This window comes from Lysobacter sp. BMK333-48F3 (assembly GCF_019733395.1).
Classification (GTDB): domain Bacteria; phylum Pseudomonadota; class Gammaproteobacteria; order Xanthomonadales; family Xanthomonadaceae; genus Lysobacter.
On record NZ_JAIHOO010000001.1, the window covers coordinates 2,712,523 to 2,728,341 of the forward strand.

A 15,819-nucleotide genomic window follows, 5' to 3' on the forward strand; every position below is an offset into this window, starting at 1 on the left:
CATGCAGGCGTATCTCGATCTGCTGGGTCATGTGCTGGAGCGCGGCAGCGACAAGTCCGACCGCACCGGCACCGGCACCCGCAGCGTGTTCGGCTGGCAGATGCGCTTCGATCTGAACCAGGGTTTCCCGCTGGTCACGACCAAGAAGCTGCACCTGCGCTCGATCGTGCACGAGCTGCTGTGGTTCCTGAAGGGCGAGACCAACATCGCCTACCTCAAGCAGAACAAGGTCAGCATCTGGGACGAGTGGGCCGACGCCGACGGCGAGCTGGGCCCGGTATACGGCAAGCAGTGGCGGCGCTGGTCCGGCGCCGACGGGGTCGAGGTCGATCAGATCCGCTGGGTGATCGACGAGATCAAGCGCAATCCGGATTCGCGGCGGCTGATCGTCAGCGCCTGGAACGTCGCCGACCTGCCGCGGATGGCGCTGATGCCCTGCCACGCGCTGTTCCAGTTCTACGTGGTCGACGGCAAGCTCAGCTGCCAGCTGTACCAGCGCAGCGGCGACATCTTCCTCGGCGTGCCGTTCAACATCGCCAGCTACGCCTTGCTGACCCACATGGTCGCGCAGGCCTGCGGCCTGGGCGTCGGCGATTTCGTCCACACCCTCGGCGACGCGCATCTGTATTCGAACCACTTCGAACAGGCGCGCGAGCAGCTCGCGCGCGCGCCGCGCGCGCTGCCGACGCTGAAGCTCAATCCGCAGATCCGCGACGTGTTCGAGTTCGGCTACGACGACATCGCGATCGAGGGCTACGACCCGTGGCCGGCGATCAAGGCGCCGGTTGCGGTCTGAGCGGCGCCCGCGCTCGGCCGAGGCCTTGCGCGGCCCGCCCCGAGGCCGCCGTCCGCCCCTGTTTACGGAGCCCGCGCGCATGACCCGACTGGTACTGATCGCCGCCCTCGACCGCAAGCTCGCCATCGGCCGCGACAACGCCCTGCCGTGGCGGCTGGCCGACGATCTCAAGCGCTTCAAGGCCCTGACCCTGGGCAAGCCCTTGCTGATGGGGCGCAAGACCGCGTTGTCGCTGGGGCGCGCGCTGCCGGGCCGGCGCAACCTGGTCCTGACCCGTTCGGCGCGGGCGCCGTTTCCGGGCATGGAACCGGTCGGCTCGGTCGAGGAAGCGGTCCAGGGCGTGCAGGCCGAAGGCGCGGCGGAGCTGTGCGTGATCGGCGGCGGCGAGGTCTATGCGCTGTGCCTGCCGGCGGCGGCGCAACTGCACCTGACCTGGGTCGATACCGAGGTCGACAACGCCGACGCCTATTTCCCGCGCTTCGACCGCGAGGAATGGCGGGTGACCGGGCGCGAGTCGCATGCGGCCGATGCGCGCAACGAGTTCGCCTTCGAGTTCGTCGACTACCTGCGCGTCGGCATGGACTGAGCGTCCGGCGCTACTGCGCCGCGGCGGCGGTTTGCGCGCCGGCGTCGGCGCGCCGGGCCCAGGCGGCGATGTCCTGCGGCCGCGGCCGGTAATGGCCGCTGATCGGATAAGCGAACAGCAGATCTTCTTCCTGGGTGCCGCGGGCGATGTTGTGCAGGATCAGCGGCCGGCCGCTCCAGCCGCGGCGTTCGGAGACGATGCCGATGTGCGGCAGTCCGCCCGGCAGGGTCCAGGTCACCAGGTCGCCGGCGCGGTAGTCGCCGGCGCGCTCGCTCGGCGGACGCGACCAGCGCTGGCGTTCGAACCAGCGCCGCAGGTTGGGCACCCGGCGGTGGTCGATGCTGCGGTCGGTGCCGGCCGCGCCCCATAGCTTCGGGTAGGCGGCGAAGTCCGCGCGCATGTCCTCGTGCACGGCCTGCTGCAGGTCCAGGCCCTGGCTGCGCAGGGCGCGGATCACCACGTCGGTGCACACGCCGCGGTCGGCGGCGACGTCGCCGCCGGGGTAGGCCAGGCGCACGTAGGCCGGATCGTAGTACCGGGTCACGCCGATCTGGGCGCGCGCCGCTGCGACCCAGGGCGGCGCGGGTTCGGTCGCGGCGGATGCGGGCGCAGGCTGGACCCGGACTTCGACCCGGCGCCCGGGCGGCGGCGCCGGATCGCGCGAGCAGGCGGCGAGCAGGGCGACGGCGAGCAGCGCGGCCGCCCCGGCGGGCGATCGGCGCTGCCGTTGCGCGAGGCGACGCCGTCCGTGGCGCGGTGGGTGCATGATCCGGCTCAGCCGCCCTGCGGCGGGCGCGGCGGGCGCGGTCGCGGCGGTTGCGCCGGCACGTCGCGGCCCGGCACCTGGACCAGGCGCAGCTCGTCGGTGTCCAGTTGCAACGCGGTGAGCTTGCCGCCCCAGACCGCGCCGGTGTCGATCGCGTGCACGCCGTGGCCGATGAACAAGCCCAGGGTGGACCAGTGGCCGCAGACGATCTTGAGGTCGCGCTCGGCCCGGCCCGGCACTTCGTACCAGGGGTAGAGGCCGACCGGCTGGGTGCCGGGGCTGCCCTTGTCCTCGAACGCGATCCGGCCGCGCGGCGTGCAGTAACGCAGGCGGGTGAAGACGTTGATGATCGCGCGATGGCGGTCGATCCCGGCCAGCTTGGGATTCCAGGCCGGGCGATCGCCGTACATGTTCTTCAGAAGGCGCCGGTACTGGTCGCCGTGCAGGCGCTCCTCGACCTCGCGCGCATGGCGTTCGGCCATGCCGGTGGTCCATTTCGGCGCCAGGCCGGCGTGGACCATCATCCAGCCGAGCTTGCGGTCGGCGTGGACCAGCTTCTGGCTGCGCAGCCAGCCCAGCAGTTCGTTGCGGTCCTCGGCCAGGACGATGCGCTGCAGGTCGGGGTTGACCTTGCGCTGTTCTTCCTCGGTGCGCTCGCCGATCGCCAGCAGCGACAGGTCGTGGTTGCCGAGCACGACGATGCTGTTCTGGCGCAGCGAGTGCACCAGGCGCAAGGTCTCAAGCGACTGGCCGCCGCGGTTGACCAGGTCGCCGCAGAACCACAGCGTGTCGCGCGCCGGATCGAACGCGATCCGCTCCAGCAGCCGCTGGGTCGCGTCGTAGCAGCCTTGCAGGTCGCCGATAGCCCAAACGCTCATAGACGATCCGCGCTCAGTGCAGGGTGCGCGGAACGGTGAGCGTGAACGCCGGAATCGGCGCGTCGAAACGGGTGCCGTCGTCGGCGACCATCGCGTAGCTGCCTTCCATCGTCCCCAGGCTGGTTTCCAGCACCGCGCCGGAGGTGTATTCGTAATCGTCGCCCGGACGCAGCCACGGCTGTTCGCCGACCACGCCGTCGCCGCGCACTTCCTGCACCTTGCCGTTGGCGTCGGTGATCACCCAGTGCCGCGACACCAGCCGAGCCGGCACCTTGCCGGCGTTGCGGATGTGGATGGTGTAGGCGAAGACATAACGGTCCTGATCCGGCTCGGACTGGTCGTCCAGATAGCGGGTGGCGACGTCGATGTCGAAGGCGTAGTCGTGACGGTGTTCCATGGCGGCAGTGTAAGCAAAGCAAGGATGAAGCGGTAATGAGTTCGCCGGCGCCGACGCGGCGGGCGGGACCGGGCGGTTTGCCGGTTCGGAAAATAGCGCGCCTGCGGCGGCGGCGCATTATGTGCGTCGCTGCGGCCGATAGACAGCGTCGCCGCGCGTCCCGCGCGGCCGCGGCCGTTCGACTGGAAAAACGGCGGCGTCCTCGCGTTGTGAGAACGCGCCGCTCAGCCCGGTTCGGCCAGGGCCGCGCCGCTGGCGGCGAGCGAGTTGGCCAGGCGGACGAAATCGGCGACCTCGATCTGCTCGGCGCGTGCGTCCGGGCGCAGCCCGGCGGCTTCGATCGCGGCGCCGTCGCAGACCTGCGACAGGGCGTTGCGCAGGGTCTTGCGGCGCTGGCCGAAGGCGTCGCGGACCACCCGCGCGAACAGCGCGTGGTCGGCGATGCCGATCTTTTCCGGCGGGTGCGGAATCATCCGCACCACCGCCGAATCGACCTTCGGCGGCGGCCGGAACGCGGCCGGCGGCACGTCGAACAGGGCGATCACCTGGCAATAGGCCTGCAGCATCACGCTGAGCCGGCCGAAGACCTTGCTGCCCGGCGCGGCGGCCATGCGGTCGACCACTTCCTTCTGCAGCATGAAGTGCATGTCGACGATCGCCGCGGCGTGCTCCAGGGCATGGAACAGGATCGGCGAGGACAGGTTGTAGGGCAGGTTGCCGACCAGCCGGATCGGCCCGCCGTTGTGGGCCAGGGCGCTGAAATCGACGGTGAGCACGTCGCGGTGGATGACCTCCAGGGTGCCGTGGGCGCGCGCGCCCTCGGTCAGCGGGAAGATCAGGTCGCGGTCGAACTCGATCACGGTCAGCTCGCCGTGGCGGTCCAGCAGCGGGAAAGTGATCGCGCCCTGGCCGGGGCCGATCTCGACCAGACGGTCGCCGGGCTTGGGGTCCACCGCGTGCACGATCATGCCGATGATGCCGGCGTCGTGCAGGAAGTGCTGGCCGAGGTGCTTCTTGGCTTCGGGCTTGAAGCCCTTGGCATGGGTCTTGGCCGTGCCGGTCATGGCGTGGCTCCGGTCTGGCGGCGGGTGCGCGCGATGCGCGCGCAGGCGGTGGCGGCGGCGATCAGGCTGGACGGGTCGGCCAGGCCGCGGCCGGCCAGGTCGAGCGCGGTGCCGTGATCGACCGCGACGCGCGGATAGGGTAGGCCCAGGGTCAGGTTCACGGCGTGTTCGAAGCCGCTGTATTTGAGCACCGGCAGGCCCTGGTCGTGGTACATGGCCAGCACCGCGTCGTAGCCGCGCAGCTTGGCCGGCAGGAAGGCGGTGTCGGCCGGCAGCGGGCCGATCAGGTTCAGTCCTTCGCCGCGCAACTGTTCCAGCAGCGGCTCGATGACCTCGATCTCCTCCCGCCCCAGGTGTCCGGCCTCGCCGGCGTGCGGGTTCAGGCCGAGCACGGCGATGGCCGGCCGGGCCAGGCCGAAATCGCGGCGCAGGGCGGCATCGAGGATGCGCAGGGTGCGCGCCAGCGGCTCGGGCCGGATCGCGTCGGCGACCTGGCGCAGGGGCAGGTGGGTGGTGGCCAGGGCGACCCGGACCACGGCGTTGGCCAGCATCATCACCACCTCGCAGCCGGCCTGTTCGGCCAGCAGCTCGGTGGTGCCGGTGTAGGCGATGCCGCCCTGGTTGATCGCGGCCTTGTGCACCGGGCCGGTGACGATCCCGTCCAGGCGCCCGTCCAGGCAGGCCTGGGCGGCGTCGCGCAGGGCCTGGATCACGGCCGCGGCGTTGCCCGGCTCGGGCGTACCGAAGGCCGGAAGCACGGGATGGGGGATCTCGACCAGCGCCAGCTCGCCCGGCGCCCGCGAGGGGCGGTCCGGCGGCAGCAGGGTCAGGGGCAGGGCGAGGGCGTCGGCCGCGGCGCGCAGGCTGCGCGGGTCGGCGTAGGCGATCAGGTCGTAGTCGCGCGGCTGCTGCAGCAGCCGCACGCACAGCTCCGGCCCGACGCCGGCCGGCTCGCCCGGCACCAGCGCGAGCCGGGGCGGGGTCACGTCAGCCGCCGGAGGTGGCGGGCTTGGCCGGCTCGGCCGGCGGGTTGTTCTGTTCCGAGCCCTTGCCGACCCGGAAGTCGACATAGGCTTCGCCGCGCTTCTCGCGCAGGAAGCGGTTCCACTCTTCCTCCAGCTTGCGCCGGCCGATGGTCTCCTGGACCTGGGCGCGCTTGCTCTGGTCGGACACGTCGCTCTGGCGAGTGCCCAGGCGCTGGACGATGTGGTAGCCGGCCTGGGTGCGGACCGGGGCGGAGATTTCGTTGTCGGCCAGCGCGCCGACCGCGCCGCCGAACTCCGGACCGAACTCGTCCTGCATGAACCAGCCCAGGTCGCCGCCCTTGGTCTGCGAGGTCAGGTCTTCCGAGCTTTCCTTGACCACGTCCTCGAACTTGGCGCCGCCGGCGAGGCGGGCGCGCAGGGTGTCGGCCTTGGCCTTGGCCTGGGCGTCGCTGGTCTGGTCGTTGGTGCGGATCAGGATGTGGCGGGCGTGGTACTGGGTGACCATCTTCGGCGCGCTCTGCGAGGCGTCGCGCACCTCGACCAGCTTCAGCAGCTGGAAGCCGCTGGCGCCGCGCAGCGGCTCGGTGACCTGGCCCGGGCTCATCTTGCGCATCAGTTCGGCGAACGCGGCCGGTATCTCGTCCATGCCGCGCCAGCCCAGGTCGCCGCCTTCCAGCGCGTTGGGGCTGTCGGAATAGCGCACGGCAGCGGCGTTGAAGTCCATCTCGCCCTTGTCGATCAGCGCCTTGACGCCGTCGACCTTCTTCTGCGCAGTCGCGATCTGCTCCGGGGTGGCGCCGTCGGGCAGGGCGATCAGTATGTGGGCCAGGTGGTACTGGGTGCCGGAGTTGGCCTGGGTGGCCAGGGCGGCGTCGATTTCGGCGTCGCTGACCGAGACCCGGGTCTGGGCGAAACGCTGGCGCAGGCGCTGGATCAGCAGTTCGTCGCGGACCGAGTTGCGGAAATCGGTGAACGAGCTGCCGTCGCGGACCACCTGCTGGCGCAGCTGGTCGACGCTGATGCGGTTGGAGTTGGCGATGCCGGCGATGGCCTGTTCGATCTCGGCGTCGCCGACCCGCACGCCGGTGCCCAGGGCCTGGGCGACCTGGATCTTGACCAGGATCAGGCGTTCCAGCATCTGCCGCTCCAGCACGTCGCGCGGCGGCAGCTGCTCGCTGCGCCCGGCGTACTGGTTGAGGATGTTGGCCAGGGCGCGGTCGAGCTCGGTCTTGAGGATCACGTCCTCGTCCACCACCGCGGCGATCCGGTCGATCGGCTGGGTGTCCTGGGCGTAGGCGGCCCCGCCGAACAACGCGCCGACGGCCAGCAGACTTGCCAAAACCGGGCTCGCAAGGAGCGGGCGGCGCGCGAGAATTTTGTTCATAGGGTCGGGTCGAGGGTCGAGTCGGCGTCGGCGCCGCGGTTTTCGCGGCTGACCGTGGGAGACGGCGGCGCCAGGTACAGGTCGTCGCGGTTGTAGCCGAGAATAGCACGGCGCAAAACGCGCTCCGTGTTCTGGCCGGCCGAGCCTAGACCCTTGAGTTCGAACTCCACCTGAAAGGAGCTGTTGAGGTCTTCGGAGCGGTTGCGCTGGTAGCGGCGGGCGATCGCGCGCACCGCCAGGCAGCAGCTTTCCCACTGCACGCCGGCGATCTGCTCGAGCGGACGCTTGTCCTTGAGCGAGTAGTAGTAGCGGCCGACCACGCTCCAGTTGTCGTTGATCGGGTACAGGAAGGAGAAATCGGCCTGCTCGTACTGGTCGCGTTCTTCGCGGCGGGCGTTCGGCGACACCGCCAGGTTGCGGCGGTAGCGGTAGGCGAAGTTGACCACCCCGGAATTGCCGAACAGGTAGCGGGCGCGCAGGCTGGCCACGTCTTCGCTGCGCAGGCGCGGATCCCACTGGTAGGTGGCGTTGATGGTCCAGCGGTCGCTCGGCGAGACGCTGACGTCGGCCACCCAGGCCGACTTGCCCTGCTTGATCGGCTGCTCGGCGCCGGCGGTGACCCGGATATCGTCGAAGTACTGGATCTGGCCGATGCTCGCCGCCAGGCGCTCGCGGCCGTCGGCCTCGCTGATCAGGCGGGTGGTCAGGGCGGTGGTGAGCTGGTTGGCGTCGGTCTGGCGGTCGGCGCCGGAGTAGCGGTTGTCGCGGAACAGCGCGCCCCAGCTGAACGACATCGGGTTGGTGTCGAACAGCGGCAGGCCGGCCTGGTCGCGGTACGGCGCGCGCAGGTAGAACACCCGCGGTTCCAGGGTGTGCAGGTAGCTCTCGCCGCGGATTTCGGTGTGGCGGTCGAAGTACATGCCGGCGTCGATCGAGGTGATCGGCAGGCTACGGGTCGGCGACTTGTTGTAGAAGCTGCGCACCAGCGCGTCGGTCTTGACCGGCGGATTGGTGTCGCCGCTATGCGCGCTTACATAGGCGTCGGCCTGCTGGTTGGCCAGTTGCGCGGCCAGCTCGCCGTCCAGCTCGTAGGCGGTGTAGCGGTAGGCCAGCTTGGGCCGGATGTACCAGGACGCGCCCTCCAGCGGGAAGCTGACGTAGGGCTTGACGTCGAAGCGGCTGCCGCCGGGGATCTCGCGGCGCAGGCCGATCGGCGCAGCCGGATCGCCCGGGGTGAACTTCATGTCCTCGTGCTGGAAGCGCACCGCCTCGGTGTCGACGCCGGTCTCGACCCAGCGGTTCCACGGCTGCGCCCAATGGAAGGTCGCACGCGGCAGGCGGTCGTAGGCCAGCGAGTTTTCCTGCAGGGTGAAGTCGGCCAACTGGTTGTGGTCGGCGGTGAAGCTGGCGTCCCAGTAGCGGCCGCGGCCGTACAGGCCGATTTCGCTGCGCAGCGAGATCGCCGACTGGCCGTACAGGCTGTTGCTGAAGTCCTGCAGGTAGTACTTGTCGCTGACCCAGGCCAGGTTGGCGCCGGCGTACCAGGTGCCGTCCAGGCGGTGGCTGGCCTTGAGCGCGAACTCGCCGCGGTTGTTGACCGGGCGGCGGTCCTTGGGGATCTCGAACAGGCGGCCGCTGGGGTCGTTGCGGCGGTAGTCGGTGTAGCGCTGCGGGTCCTTGTTGGGCAGGTCGTCGTGCGGCATCCAGTTGGCCGAGACCTCGCCGGAGCCGTTCTCGTACAGCCAGCGGAATTCGCCGCCGATCGAGCCGCCGCGCCGCGCCATGTAGCGCGGGTACAAGGTGGCGTCGTAGTTCGGCGCCAGGTTGAGGTAGATCGGCTGGCGCCAGTCGAAACCGTTCTTGCCCGACATCGAGATGTTCGGGTACAGCAGGCCGGTGCGGCGGCGGTCGTCGACCGGGAACACGAACCAGGGCACGTACAGCACCGGCACCTTGCCGATCCGCAGGGTGGCGCTGCGCGCCACGCCCATGCCTTCGGCGGTGTCGATGTCGATGCGGTGGGCGCGCAGCTCCCAGGCGCGCTGGTTCGGCGCGCAGGTCGAATAGGTCGAGCCGTGCAGCGAGCCCTTGGCGCCGTTGAGCTCGATCCGCTCGGCGCCGCCGTTGCCGCGGCGCGCGGTCAGCTGGTAATCGACTTCGTCGATGCGGTGCTGGTCGGCGTTCTGGTCGCCCTCGGCGCGCTCGGCCACCAGGCGCATGCTCGAGTCCTGGTAGCGGACATGGCCCTCGGCGGTGTACTTGCCCGATTCCTGGTTGTAGGTGAGCTTGTCGGTGCCCAGGAACTGGTCGCCGCGGCTCAGCCGCACATTGTCCTGGACCACGATGTTCTCGTTGGCCCCGGCGCGCTGCAGGGTGCCGCCGTCGATGTCGGTGGGTTGCTCGGCGCGCTGCTCGACGGTGCCGGTCGGGGCCGGGGCGTCGTCGAAGGACGGCACCGCGTCGATCAGCGGACACAGCCCCCAGTTCTCGTTGTCGTCCGCCGCGTACGCGGGCAGGGCGATGGCGATGCACAGCGACAACGGGAGCAGGCGGAGGGGTTTGCGCACGCGACCATCCGATGGACGGAAAAACGGCGGTTAGCTTGCCGTATCCCTTGCAAGCGGGCAACGCGAGCGCCATTTAAGCGGCATCGGCGTTCATTTTCCCGCAACGCCGCAGGCCCAACCCGGAGGAGCCCATGAGCCCGTCTTCCCGTCCCGACCCGGCCCCGGTCGCCAAGAGCGAAGCTGAATGGCGCGAACAGCTGAGCCCGGAGCAGTACGCGGTCTGCCGCTGTTCGGCCACCGAACGCGCCTTCACCGGCCGCTACTGGAACCACAAGCAGGCCGGCACCTACACCTGCGTGGCCTGCGGCGAGCCCTTGTTCTCGTCCGAAGCCAAGTACGACTCCGGCAGCGGCTGGCCGAGCTATTGGCAGCCGCTCAGCCCGCAGGCGGTCAGCGAGCACGCCGACGAGAGTCACGGTATGCGCCGGATCGAGGTCAAGTGCGCGCGCTGCGCCTCGCATCTGGGGCATGTGTTCCCCGACGGCCCGCGGCCGACCGGACTGCGCTATTGCATCAATTCGGCGGCGTTGGGGTTCGAGGGAACCGAAGAGGTGTAATGCGCGGCCTTTCCGAAGCCCGGTAGTTCGGCAAAGCATCTTCGGCAGCGACGAATCGCCGGTTTCCCGGCGGATAGGCCGAAAAGCGGCGGACGCCGGTCCGGCGTCTCGTGGTAGTCCGGCGCTTGGTTCGGCCGGGCTTCGGTTGGGCTCGGAGCAATCGCGGCTTAAGCCGCCCCCACGGGCGGGCAAACCGCCTCCATCAGCGCCCCCACATGCGCCACCGCGCTCTCGCGCAGCGCGGCCAGGTCGTAGCCGCCTTCGAGCATCGACACCACCCGGCCGCCGGCGTGGCGCTCGGCGATCGCGACCAGTTCGCGGGTGATCCAGGCGAAATCCTCGCCGTCCAGCTCGACCTGGGCCAACGGGTCGCGGCGGTGGGCGTCGAAGCCGGCCGAGATCAGCACCAGCTGCGGGCGGAACCCGTCGATGGTCGGCAGCAGGCGCTCGCGCCAGACCTTGCGGAAGCCTTCGCTGCCGGTGCCCGGCGGCAGCGGCGCGTTGACGATGTTGCCGATCCCGCGCTCATGGGCGTAGCCGGTGTCCGGGTACAGCGGCATCTGGTGCGAGCTGACGTACATCACCCGCGGGTCGGTATCGAAGATCGCCTGAGTGCCGTTGCCGTGGTGGACGTCGAAATCGATCACCGCGATCCGGGCCAGGTTGTGCTTGTCGCAGGCGTGGGCGGCGGCGACGGCGATGTTGTTGAACAGGCAGAAGCCCATCGCCGTGTCGTAGGTGGCGTGGTGGCCGGGCGGACGCACCGCGCAGAACACCCGCCGCTCCTCGCCCTTGAGCACCGCGTCGACCGCGGCCACGCCGGCGCCGGCGGCGCGCAAGGCGGCTTCGGCCGAGCCCGGCGCGAGCACGGTGTCGGGGTCCAGCGCCATCGGCCCGTCGACCGCGGTGTCCAGCACCAGGGCCAGCAGGGCATCGCCGTGGGCGCGCAGCAACTGGCCGCGGCTGGCGCTGGGCGCCTCGCGCCAATCCAGTTCGGGAAAGGCCTCGCGCAGGGCCTCGGTCACCGCGACCAGGCGCAGCGGCCGCTCGGCATGCCCCGGGCCGGGGTCGTGGCGGGTGCAGGCCGGGTGGGTGTAGACGCGCATCGCGCGGTCAGCCCTTGCGGCGCTCGTGGTTCCACAGCACCTCGCCGTGGCCGCTGGCGCGGGCCAGCACGCGGGCCAGCACGAACAGCAGGTCGGAGAGGCGGTTGAGATAGCGCACCGCCTGCGGCCGCACGTCTTCGACCCGGGCCAGGGCGACGGTCTCGCGTTCGGCGCGGCGGACCACGGTGCGGGCGATGTGGCAACGCGCCGCCGCTTCGCCGCCGCCGGGCAGGATGAAATCCTTCAGCGGCGGCAGTTCGTCGTTGTGCGCGTCGAGCCATTGCTCGAGCCGGTCGATGTCGGCGTCGAAGATCGCCGAGTGGCCGGGGATGCACAGCTCGCCGCCCAGGTCGAACAGCTGGTGCTGGATCGCCACCAACTGTTCGCGGATGGTCTGCGGCAGTTCGGCGGCCAGGACCAGGCCGATGCAGGAATTGGCTTCGTCGACCGTGCCGTAGGCGCCGACCCGGGCCGAGTCCTTGCCGATCCGGTTACCGTCGCCGAGTCCGGTGCTGCCGTCGTCGCCGGTGCGGGTGTAGATCTTCGAGAGACGGTTGCCCATCGTCGCGACGGACTCAGCGCTTGTGCGCGTCGTCCGCGCCGATCGCGCCGGCCTTGGACTTGGCGGCGCCGGCGGCGATCGCCTGCACCAGCGCGGCGATGCCGACGTAGGTGGCGGCGGTGCGCAGGTAGGGCAGCAGCCATTCGACGTAGTTGGCGGCCCAGCCGGCGACGCTCTTGTCGGCGACCGAAGCCGACAGCCAGTAGAAGCTGCCCTGGCTCAGCAGCTGGCAGACCGCGGTCGAGGCCAGCAGGGCGACCGCGGCCAGCGCCAGGGTGCTCCAGCGGCGGGCGTAGTTGCGCGCGACCCACAGGCCGCCGGCCCACATCGCGAAATAGGCCGGGAACAGGAACCAGTACGCGGCCGAGACGCAGTAGTGATCCCAGAAGCTCAGGCCCTGGCGGGTGATCACCGCGTAGTCGACCGCCACCGCCAGCGCCATCAGCGCTGGGAACGCCCAACGGGTCCACGAGCGCAGGTAGAAGCCGCCGATGAAGAACACCGCCCACGAGGCGTCCGGGATCGGCGTGAAGTGGTTCACGCGCGTGGCCGCCATCAGCACGGCGAGCAGGACGAAGATGAGGCTGCGTTGGGTGTTGGGCTGCATGACGATGGCTCCTGACGCCGGACTGGCGCGCCAATCCCGACATTCTAAGGAACCTGCGGCGAAAGTGCCGGTTTCGGCCGGCGCGCGCGGCGAGCAGACGCTAAGTGGTTGATTCCAAGCGTCCCGCCGGCGCCCGTCCGGGGCTGCCGGCGCTGCGGCACGGGGTCGCAGAACCGGGCCGCGCGCCACGACGCGGACAGACGCTGCGCGGGGCCGGCCGTATCATGAGCGGATGAATGCAGACGCTTCGACGCCGCCCGCCGCCGTCTACGCCAGCCACGACGTGCTCATCGTCGGCGGCGGCCTGGTCGGCGCCAGCCTCGCCATCGCCCTGGACCGGCTCGGCCTCGATGTCGGCCTGATCGAAGCCGCGCCGCCCGGCGCGCTGCCGGCGGTGTTCGACGAGCGCAACCTCAGCTTCGCCGAGGCCACCCTCAACGCCCTGGGCGCACTCGGCGTGCTGGCCAAACTGCGCGCTCCGACCGGCGCGATCCGGCGCATCCACATCAGCCGCAAGGGCGACTTCGGCCGCGCCGTGCTCGAAGCCTCGCGCTACGGCCGCGAGGAGTTCGGCCGGATCGTGGTCGCGCGCGACTTCGGCGAAGCGCTGGAAGCGCGCCTGGCCGAACTGCCGCGCCTGCACCGCTACCGGCCGGTGCGCTTCACCGGTCTGGCCGAGGCCGGCGACGGCTGGCGCGGCGTACGGGTCGCCGACGGCGCCGGCGAGCGGGTGCTGCGTGCGCGCCTGCTGGTCGCCGCCGACGGCACCCGTAGCGCGGTGCGCGCGGCGCTGAACATCGGCGCCGAGGAGCACGACTACGGCCAGACCCTGTTCGTGACCCGGCTGCGCGGCGAACGCGGCCCGGACGGCACCGCTTACGAGCGCCTGACCGACGAGGGCCCGACCGCGCTGCTGCCGCGCGGCGACCGCCACTACGGCCTGATCCACAGCGTCGCCAGCGAACGCGCCGAGGCGGTCGCCGCGCTCGACGAAGCCGGCTTCCTCGATCGGGCCCAGCAGGCCTTCGGTTGGCGCTGCGGCCGCTTCCTCGATTGCGGCGCGCGCAGCCTGTACCCTGCGATCCGGGTGTTGGCCGCGCGCCTGACCGCGCCGCGCGCGGTGCTGGTCGGCAACGCCGCCCAGACCATCCACCCGATCGGCGCGCAAGGCTTCAACCTCGGCCTGCGCGATGCGATGACCCTGGCCGAACTGATCGAGACCGAACTGGCCGCGCGCGGCGAAGCCGACTGCGGCGCGGACGACCTGCTACAGCGCTACGCCGCCCGGCGTCTGCCGGACCGCGAGCGCACGGTCGCGTTCTCCGACGGCCTGGCCCGGCTCAGCGCCAACGGCAGCGGCCTGCTGCGGCCGCTGCGCAGCCTCGGCCTGTTCGCGGTCGACCGGGTCGCGACCGCGCAGTCGTTCCTGGTCGGCGGCGCGATGGGCTACCGCGGCGAAGTGCCGGCCTTGTGCCGCGGCGACGCGGTCGATGCGCCGCGCCCGGCCGGAGGCCGCGCATGAGCCGGCGCGAATTGCTCGACGTGGTCGTGGTCGGCGCCGGCGTGGTCGGCGCCGCGGCCGCGCTGGCCTTCGCCCGCGACGGTTTCGAGGTGGCCCTGGTCGAGGCGCGCGAACCGCCGCGCTGGCAGGCCGACCGTCCCGACCTGCGCGTGTACGCCTTCGCTCCGGACAACGCCGCGCTGCTCGACGACCTGGGAGTGTGGCCGGCGGTGCGCGAGGCCCGCGCGCAGCCTTACCGCGGCATGCGGGTCTGGGACGCGGCCGGCGGCGGCGAACTGCATTTCGACGCCGATGCCTTCGGCCGGCGCGAACTGGGCTGGATCGTCGAACACGGCCTGCTGGTCGACCGCCTGTGGGCGGCGCTGCCGGCGGCCGGCGTGCAGCTGTATTGCCCGAACCGGATCGAGGCGCTGGAACGCGACCCCGCCGACAGCGTCGGCATGCTGCTCGACGGCGGCCGCCGCCTGCGCGCGCGCCTGCTGGTCGCCGCCGACGGCGCCGACTCGCAGCTGCGCCGCCTGGCCGGGATCGAAGCCGAGGGCCACGACTACCATCAGCGCGGCCTGGTCGCCTACGTCGACAGCGAGCTGAGCCACCAGGCCACGTGCTGGCAGCGCTTCCTGCCGAGCGGGCCGATCGCTTTCCTGCCGGCGGTCGGCGAGCCCGGCGCGCGCGACCGGCGCAGCTCGATCGTCTGGACCTTGCCCGAGCGCGAAGCCGAGCGCCTGCTCGCGGTCGACGACGCGGCCTTCCTGGCCGAACTCGAGCGCGCTTTCGACGGCCGCCTCGGCGCGCTGACCGCGGTCTCGGCGCGCGCGGCGTTCCCGCTGCGGCGACAACTGGTGCAGCGTTACTTCGCCGGCCGCGTGGTCGTCGCCGGCGACGCCGCGCACGTGGTCCATCCGCTGGCCGGGCAGGGGGTCAACCTGGGCCTGCGCGATGTCGCCGGCCTGCGCGCGCTGTTCCGCCAGGCGCAGCGGCGCGGCGCCGACCCGGGGTCGCCGCACCGGCTGGCGCGCTGGGCGCGCCAGCGGCGCAGCGAGAACGCGCTGGCGGCTTACGGCTTCGACGGCCTGAACAAGCTGTTCTCCAACGACGAACTCGCCGCGACGCTGTTGCGCGGGCCCTTGCTCGGCCTGGCCGGCAAGCTGCCGCCGCTGACCCACTATTTCTGGAAACGCGCCGCGGGCTTGTAGCCGCCGCCGTTGCGCGGCGGCAGCCCGCCGCGCCGAACGCCGCCAAGCGGCAAGGGAGCAAGACCATGCAGGGAGCGAAACCTTACGAGCCGCGGCGCGCAGATTGCCTGCGCGCGGCGGCCGGCCGCGCCGTCGCCGTCGCGCTGGCCGCCTGGCCCGGCCTGGCGGCGGCGATGAGGCAATGCCCGCCCGAGGCCGGCGAGAAGTCGCCGCTGTTTCTCGGCTTGGGCTGGGGCGTGCTGGGCCTGTTCGTGCTGCTCGGCCTGAGCATGCCGGTGTTGGGCTGGCGCCTGGGCCGGCGGCGCTCCGCAGGATGGCGCGCGTTGGCGCTGTTGCTCGGCGTCGCGCTGATGTTCGCGGTCTGGTTGCTGGGGCTGGCGGTGTTCCTCGTGTTCTTCGCACTGCCGTGCTGAGGCGGCCGCGGCGCGGCCGTGCGCGGGCGGACGTGGTTGCCGCTGCGCGATCGCAGACCCAAGGGCGCGGGATGGGGCAAGCCGAAACTCCGGCGCGTTCGATGCCGCAGACTGCACGGGCACCGCTGCGCTGCCGTATCGCCGCCGGCATGGCCGCGGCCGCGCCGCTGGCGGCGCAGGCGATGAGCCTGTGCCAGGGCGGCCTGGAGAGCCATTCGCTGGGTGCGCTGATCTTGTGGTGGGGCCTGTTCGCGGCGGTCGTCGCGGCGGCCGCCTGGGGCGCGGTTCGGGTGTGGCGCGCGCTCGCGTCGGCGCCGCGCATGCGCCGCGGCATCGGCCGGCTGGCGGCCTTGCTGGCGATGATCGCGGTGTGTGCGCTGGCCGCGGCGGCGCTGTTCCTGGTCCTGGTCGTGCGCTGCTGAGCGTATCCGC

At 71.4% G+C, this 15,819-nt stretch carries 17 protein-coding genes; 7 read left to right on the forward strand and 10 right to left on the reverse strand.

Features of this window, described 5'->3' with window-relative positions; translation table 11 throughout:
* The first annotated feature begins 1 nt into the window (after nucleotide 1).
* Complete coding sequence (locus tag K4L06_RS11480) at nucleotides 2-796, forward strand: thymidylate synthase (protein ID WP_221671510.1); 795 nt, start codon at nucleotides 2-4, stop codon at nucleotides 794-796.
* A 79-nt stretch (nucleotides 797-875) separates the two neighbouring features.
* Nucleotides 876-1,382 (forward strand): dihydrofolate reductase, encoded by a 507-nt coding sequence (locus K4L06_RS11485; RefSeq protein ID WP_221671511.1) that lies wholly within the window; start codon nucleotides 876-878, stop codon nucleotides 1,380-1,382.
* A 10-nt stretch (nucleotides 1,383-1,392) separates the two neighbouring features.
* Here the strand turns inward: K4L06_RS11485 and K4L06_RS11490 are convergent, their stop codons facing one another.
* The 7 genes from K4L06_RS11490 to lptD form a co-directional block, all read right to left on the reverse strand.
* The gene (locus K4L06_RS11490; RefSeq protein ID WP_221671512.1) at nucleotides 1,393-2,148 is read right to left on the reverse strand and encodes a DUF1287 domain-containing protein; all 756 of its coding nucleotides are present in this window, start codon (nucleotides 2,146-2,148) and stop codon (nucleotides 1,393-1,395) included.
* 8 nt (nucleotides 2,149-2,156) lie between these two features.
* Nucleotides 2,157-3,026 carry a symmetrical bis(5'-nucleosyl)-tetraphosphatase gene (locus K4L06_RS11495; RefSeq protein WP_221671513.1) on the reverse strand — a complete coding sequence of 290 codons (870 nt, stop codon included), beginning with the start codon at nucleotides 3,024-3,026 and terminating at the stop codon, nucleotides 2,157-2,159.
* Nucleotides 3,027-3,039: 13 nt separating this feature from the next.
* Complete coding sequence (apaG, locus tag K4L06_RS11500) at nucleotides 3,040-3,423, reverse strand: Co2+/Mg2+ efflux protein ApaG (protein ID WP_221671514.1); 384 nt, start codon at nucleotides 3,421-3,423, stop codon at nucleotides 3,040-3,042.
* Nucleotides 3,424-3,647: 224 nt separating this feature from the next.
* Complete coding sequence (gene rsmA, locus K4L06_RS11505) at nucleotides 3,648-4,487, reverse strand: 16S rRNA (adenine(1518)-N(6)/adenine(1519)-N(6))-dimethyltransferase RsmA (RefSeq protein WP_221671515.1); 840 nt, start codon at nucleotides 4,485-4,487, stop codon at nucleotides 3,648-3,650.
* Nucleotides 4,484-5,473: a 4-hydroxythreonine-4-phosphate dehydrogenase PdxA gene (pdxA, locus tag K4L06_RS11510; protein ID WP_221671516.1), complete on the reverse strand. Its 990-nt coding sequence runs from the start codon at nucleotides 5,471-5,473 to the stop codon at nucleotides 4,484-4,486. Before pdxA ends, rsmA begins: the two co-directional genes overlap by 4 nt.
* A 1-nt stretch (nucleotide 5,474) precedes the next feature.
* Nucleotides 5,475-6,857 (reverse strand): peptidylprolyl isomerase, encoded by a 1,383-nt coding sequence (locus K4L06_RS11515; RefSeq protein ID WP_221671517.1) that lies wholly within the window; start codon nucleotides 6,855-6,857, stop codon nucleotides 5,475-5,477.
* Nucleotides 6,854-9,424 (reverse strand): LPS assembly protein LptD, encoded by a 2,571-nt coding sequence (gene lptD / locus K4L06_RS11520; RefSeq protein WP_221671518.1) that lies wholly within the window; start codon nucleotides 9,422-9,424, stop codon nucleotides 6,854-6,856. Before lptD ends, K4L06_RS11515 begins: the two co-directional genes overlap by 4 nt.
* Before the next feature lie 131 nt (nucleotides 9,425-9,555).
* Here lptD and msrB point away from each other — a divergent pair, with 131 nt between their 5' ends.
* A complete protein-coding gene (msrB, locus tag K4L06_RS11525) occupies nucleotides 9,556-9,981 on the forward strand; it encodes a peptide-methionine (R)-S-oxide reductase MsrB (protein WP_221671519.1) in 426 nt (141 codons plus the stop codon).
* A gap of 167 nt (nucleotides 9,982-10,148) precedes the next feature.
* On the opposite strand, the gene K4L06_RS11530 is transcribed toward msrB, so the two are convergent.
* The 3 genes from K4L06_RS11530 to K4L06_RS11540 are packed head-to-tail and all read right to left on the reverse strand — an operon-like array spanning nucleotide 10,149 to nucleotide 12,256.
* Nucleotides 10,149-11,087, reverse strand: a complete 939-nt coding sequence (locus K4L06_RS11530; protein WP_221671520.1) for a histone deacetylase family protein — start codon at nucleotides 11,085-11,087, stop codon at nucleotides 10,149-10,151.
* Between the two features lie 7 nt (nucleotides 11,088-11,094).
* Nucleotides 11,095-11,649 (reverse strand): cob(I)yrinic acid a,c-diamide adenosyltransferase, encoded by a 555-nt coding sequence (locus K4L06_RS11535; protein ID WP_221671521.1) that lies wholly within the window; start codon nucleotides 11,647-11,649, stop codon nucleotides 11,095-11,097.
* A 13-nt stretch (nucleotides 11,650-11,662) separates the two neighbouring features.
* Nucleotides 11,663-12,256, reverse strand: coding sequence for a hypothetical protein (locus K4L06_RS11540; protein ID WP_221671522.1), 594 nt, complete (start codon nucleotides 12,254-12,256; stop codon nucleotides 11,663-11,665).
* A 232-nt stretch (nucleotides 12,257-12,488) separates the two neighbouring features.
* Between K4L06_RS11540 and ubiH the strand changes: the two genes are divergently transcribed.
* The 4 genes from ubiH (at nucleotide 12,489) to K4L06_RS11560 (ending at nucleotide 15,809) form a co-directional block, all read left to right on the forward strand.
* Nucleotides 12,489-13,778, forward strand: coding sequence for a 2-octaprenyl-6-methoxyphenyl hydroxylase (ubiH, locus tag K4L06_RS11545; protein WP_221671523.1), 1,290 nt, complete (start codon nucleotides 12,489-12,491; stop codon nucleotides 13,776-13,778).
* The gene (locus K4L06_RS11550) at nucleotides 13,775-14,974 is read left to right on the forward strand and encodes a UbiH/UbiF family hydroxylase (RefSeq protein ID WP_221671524.1); all 1,200 of its coding nucleotides are present in this window, start codon (nucleotides 13,775-13,777) and stop codon (nucleotides 14,972-14,974) included. Before ubiH ends, K4L06_RS11550 begins: the two co-directional genes overlap by 4 nt.
* 65 nt (nucleotides 14,975-15,039) lie before the next feature.
* The gene (locus K4L06_RS11555) at nucleotides 15,040-15,387 is read left to right on the forward strand and encodes a hypothetical protein (protein ID WP_221671525.1); all 348 of its coding nucleotides are present in this window, start codon (nucleotides 15,040-15,042) and stop codon (nucleotides 15,385-15,387) included.
* Nucleotides 15,388-15,488: 101 nt separating this feature from the next.
* Nucleotides 15,489-15,809, forward strand: coding sequence for a hypothetical protein (locus K4L06_RS11560; RefSeq protein WP_221671526.1), 321 nt, complete (start codon nucleotides 15,489-15,491; stop codon nucleotides 15,807-15,809).
* Nucleotides 15,810-15,819: the final 10 nt, after the last annotated feature.

Coding starts and splice junctions, on each gene's coding strand:
- K4L06_RS11480 (WP_221671510.1), top strand. CDS start 2: ATGCAGGCGTATCTCGATCTGCTGGGTCATGTGCTGGAGCGCGGCAGC.
- K4L06_RS11515 (WP_221671517.1), bottom strand. CDS start 6,857: ATGAACAAAATTCTCGCGCGCCGCCCGCTCCTTGCGAGCCCGGTTTTG.
- rsmA (WP_221671515.1), bottom strand. CDS start 4,487: ATGACCGGCACGGCCAAGACCCATGCCAAGGGCTTCAAGCCCGAAGCC.
- K4L06_RS11550 (WP_221671524.1), top strand. CDS start 13,775: ATGAGCCGGCGCGAATTGCTCGACGTGGTCGTGGTCGGCGCCGGCGTG.
- K4L06_RS11530 (WP_221671520.1), bottom strand. CDS start 11,087: ATGCGCGTCTACACCCACCCGGCCTGCACCCGCCACGACCCCGGCCCG.
- K4L06_RS11495 (WP_221671513.1), bottom strand. CDS start 3,026: ATGAGCGTTTGGGCTATCGGCGACCTGCAAGGCTGCTACGACGCGACC.
- msrB (WP_221671519.1), top strand. CDS start 9,556: ATGAGCCCGTCTTCCCGTCCCGACCCGGCCCCGGTCGCCAAGAGCGAA.
- K4L06_RS11540 (WP_221671522.1), bottom strand. CDS start 12,256: ATGCAGCCCAACACCCAACGCAGCCTCATCTTCGTCCTGCTCGCCGTG.
- K4L06_RS11555 (WP_221671525.1), top strand. CDS start 15,040: ATGCAGGGAGCGAAACCTTACGAGCCGCGGCGCGCAGATTGCCTGCGC.
- K4L06_RS11535 (WP_221671521.1), bottom strand. CDS start 11,649: ATGGGCAACCGTCTCTCGAAGATCTACACCCGCACCGGCGACGACGGC.
- K4L06_RS11560 (WP_221671526.1), top strand. CDS start 15,489: ATGCCGCAGACTGCACGGGCACCGCTGCGCTGCCGTATCGCCGCCGGC.
- K4L06_RS11490 (WP_221671512.1), bottom strand. CDS start 2,148: ATGCACCCACCGCGCCACGGACGGCGTCGCCTCGCGCAACGGCAGCGC.
- apaG (WP_221671514.1), bottom strand. CDS start 3,423: ATGGAACACCGTCACGACTACGCCTTCGACATCGACGTCGCCACCCGC.
- K4L06_RS11485 (WP_221671511.1), top strand. CDS start 876: ATGACCCGACTGGTACTGATCGCCGCCCTCGACCGCAAGCTCGCCATC.
- ubiH (WP_221671523.1), top strand. CDS start 12,489: ATGAATGCAGACGCTTCGACGCCGCCCGCCGCCGTCTACGCCAGCCAC.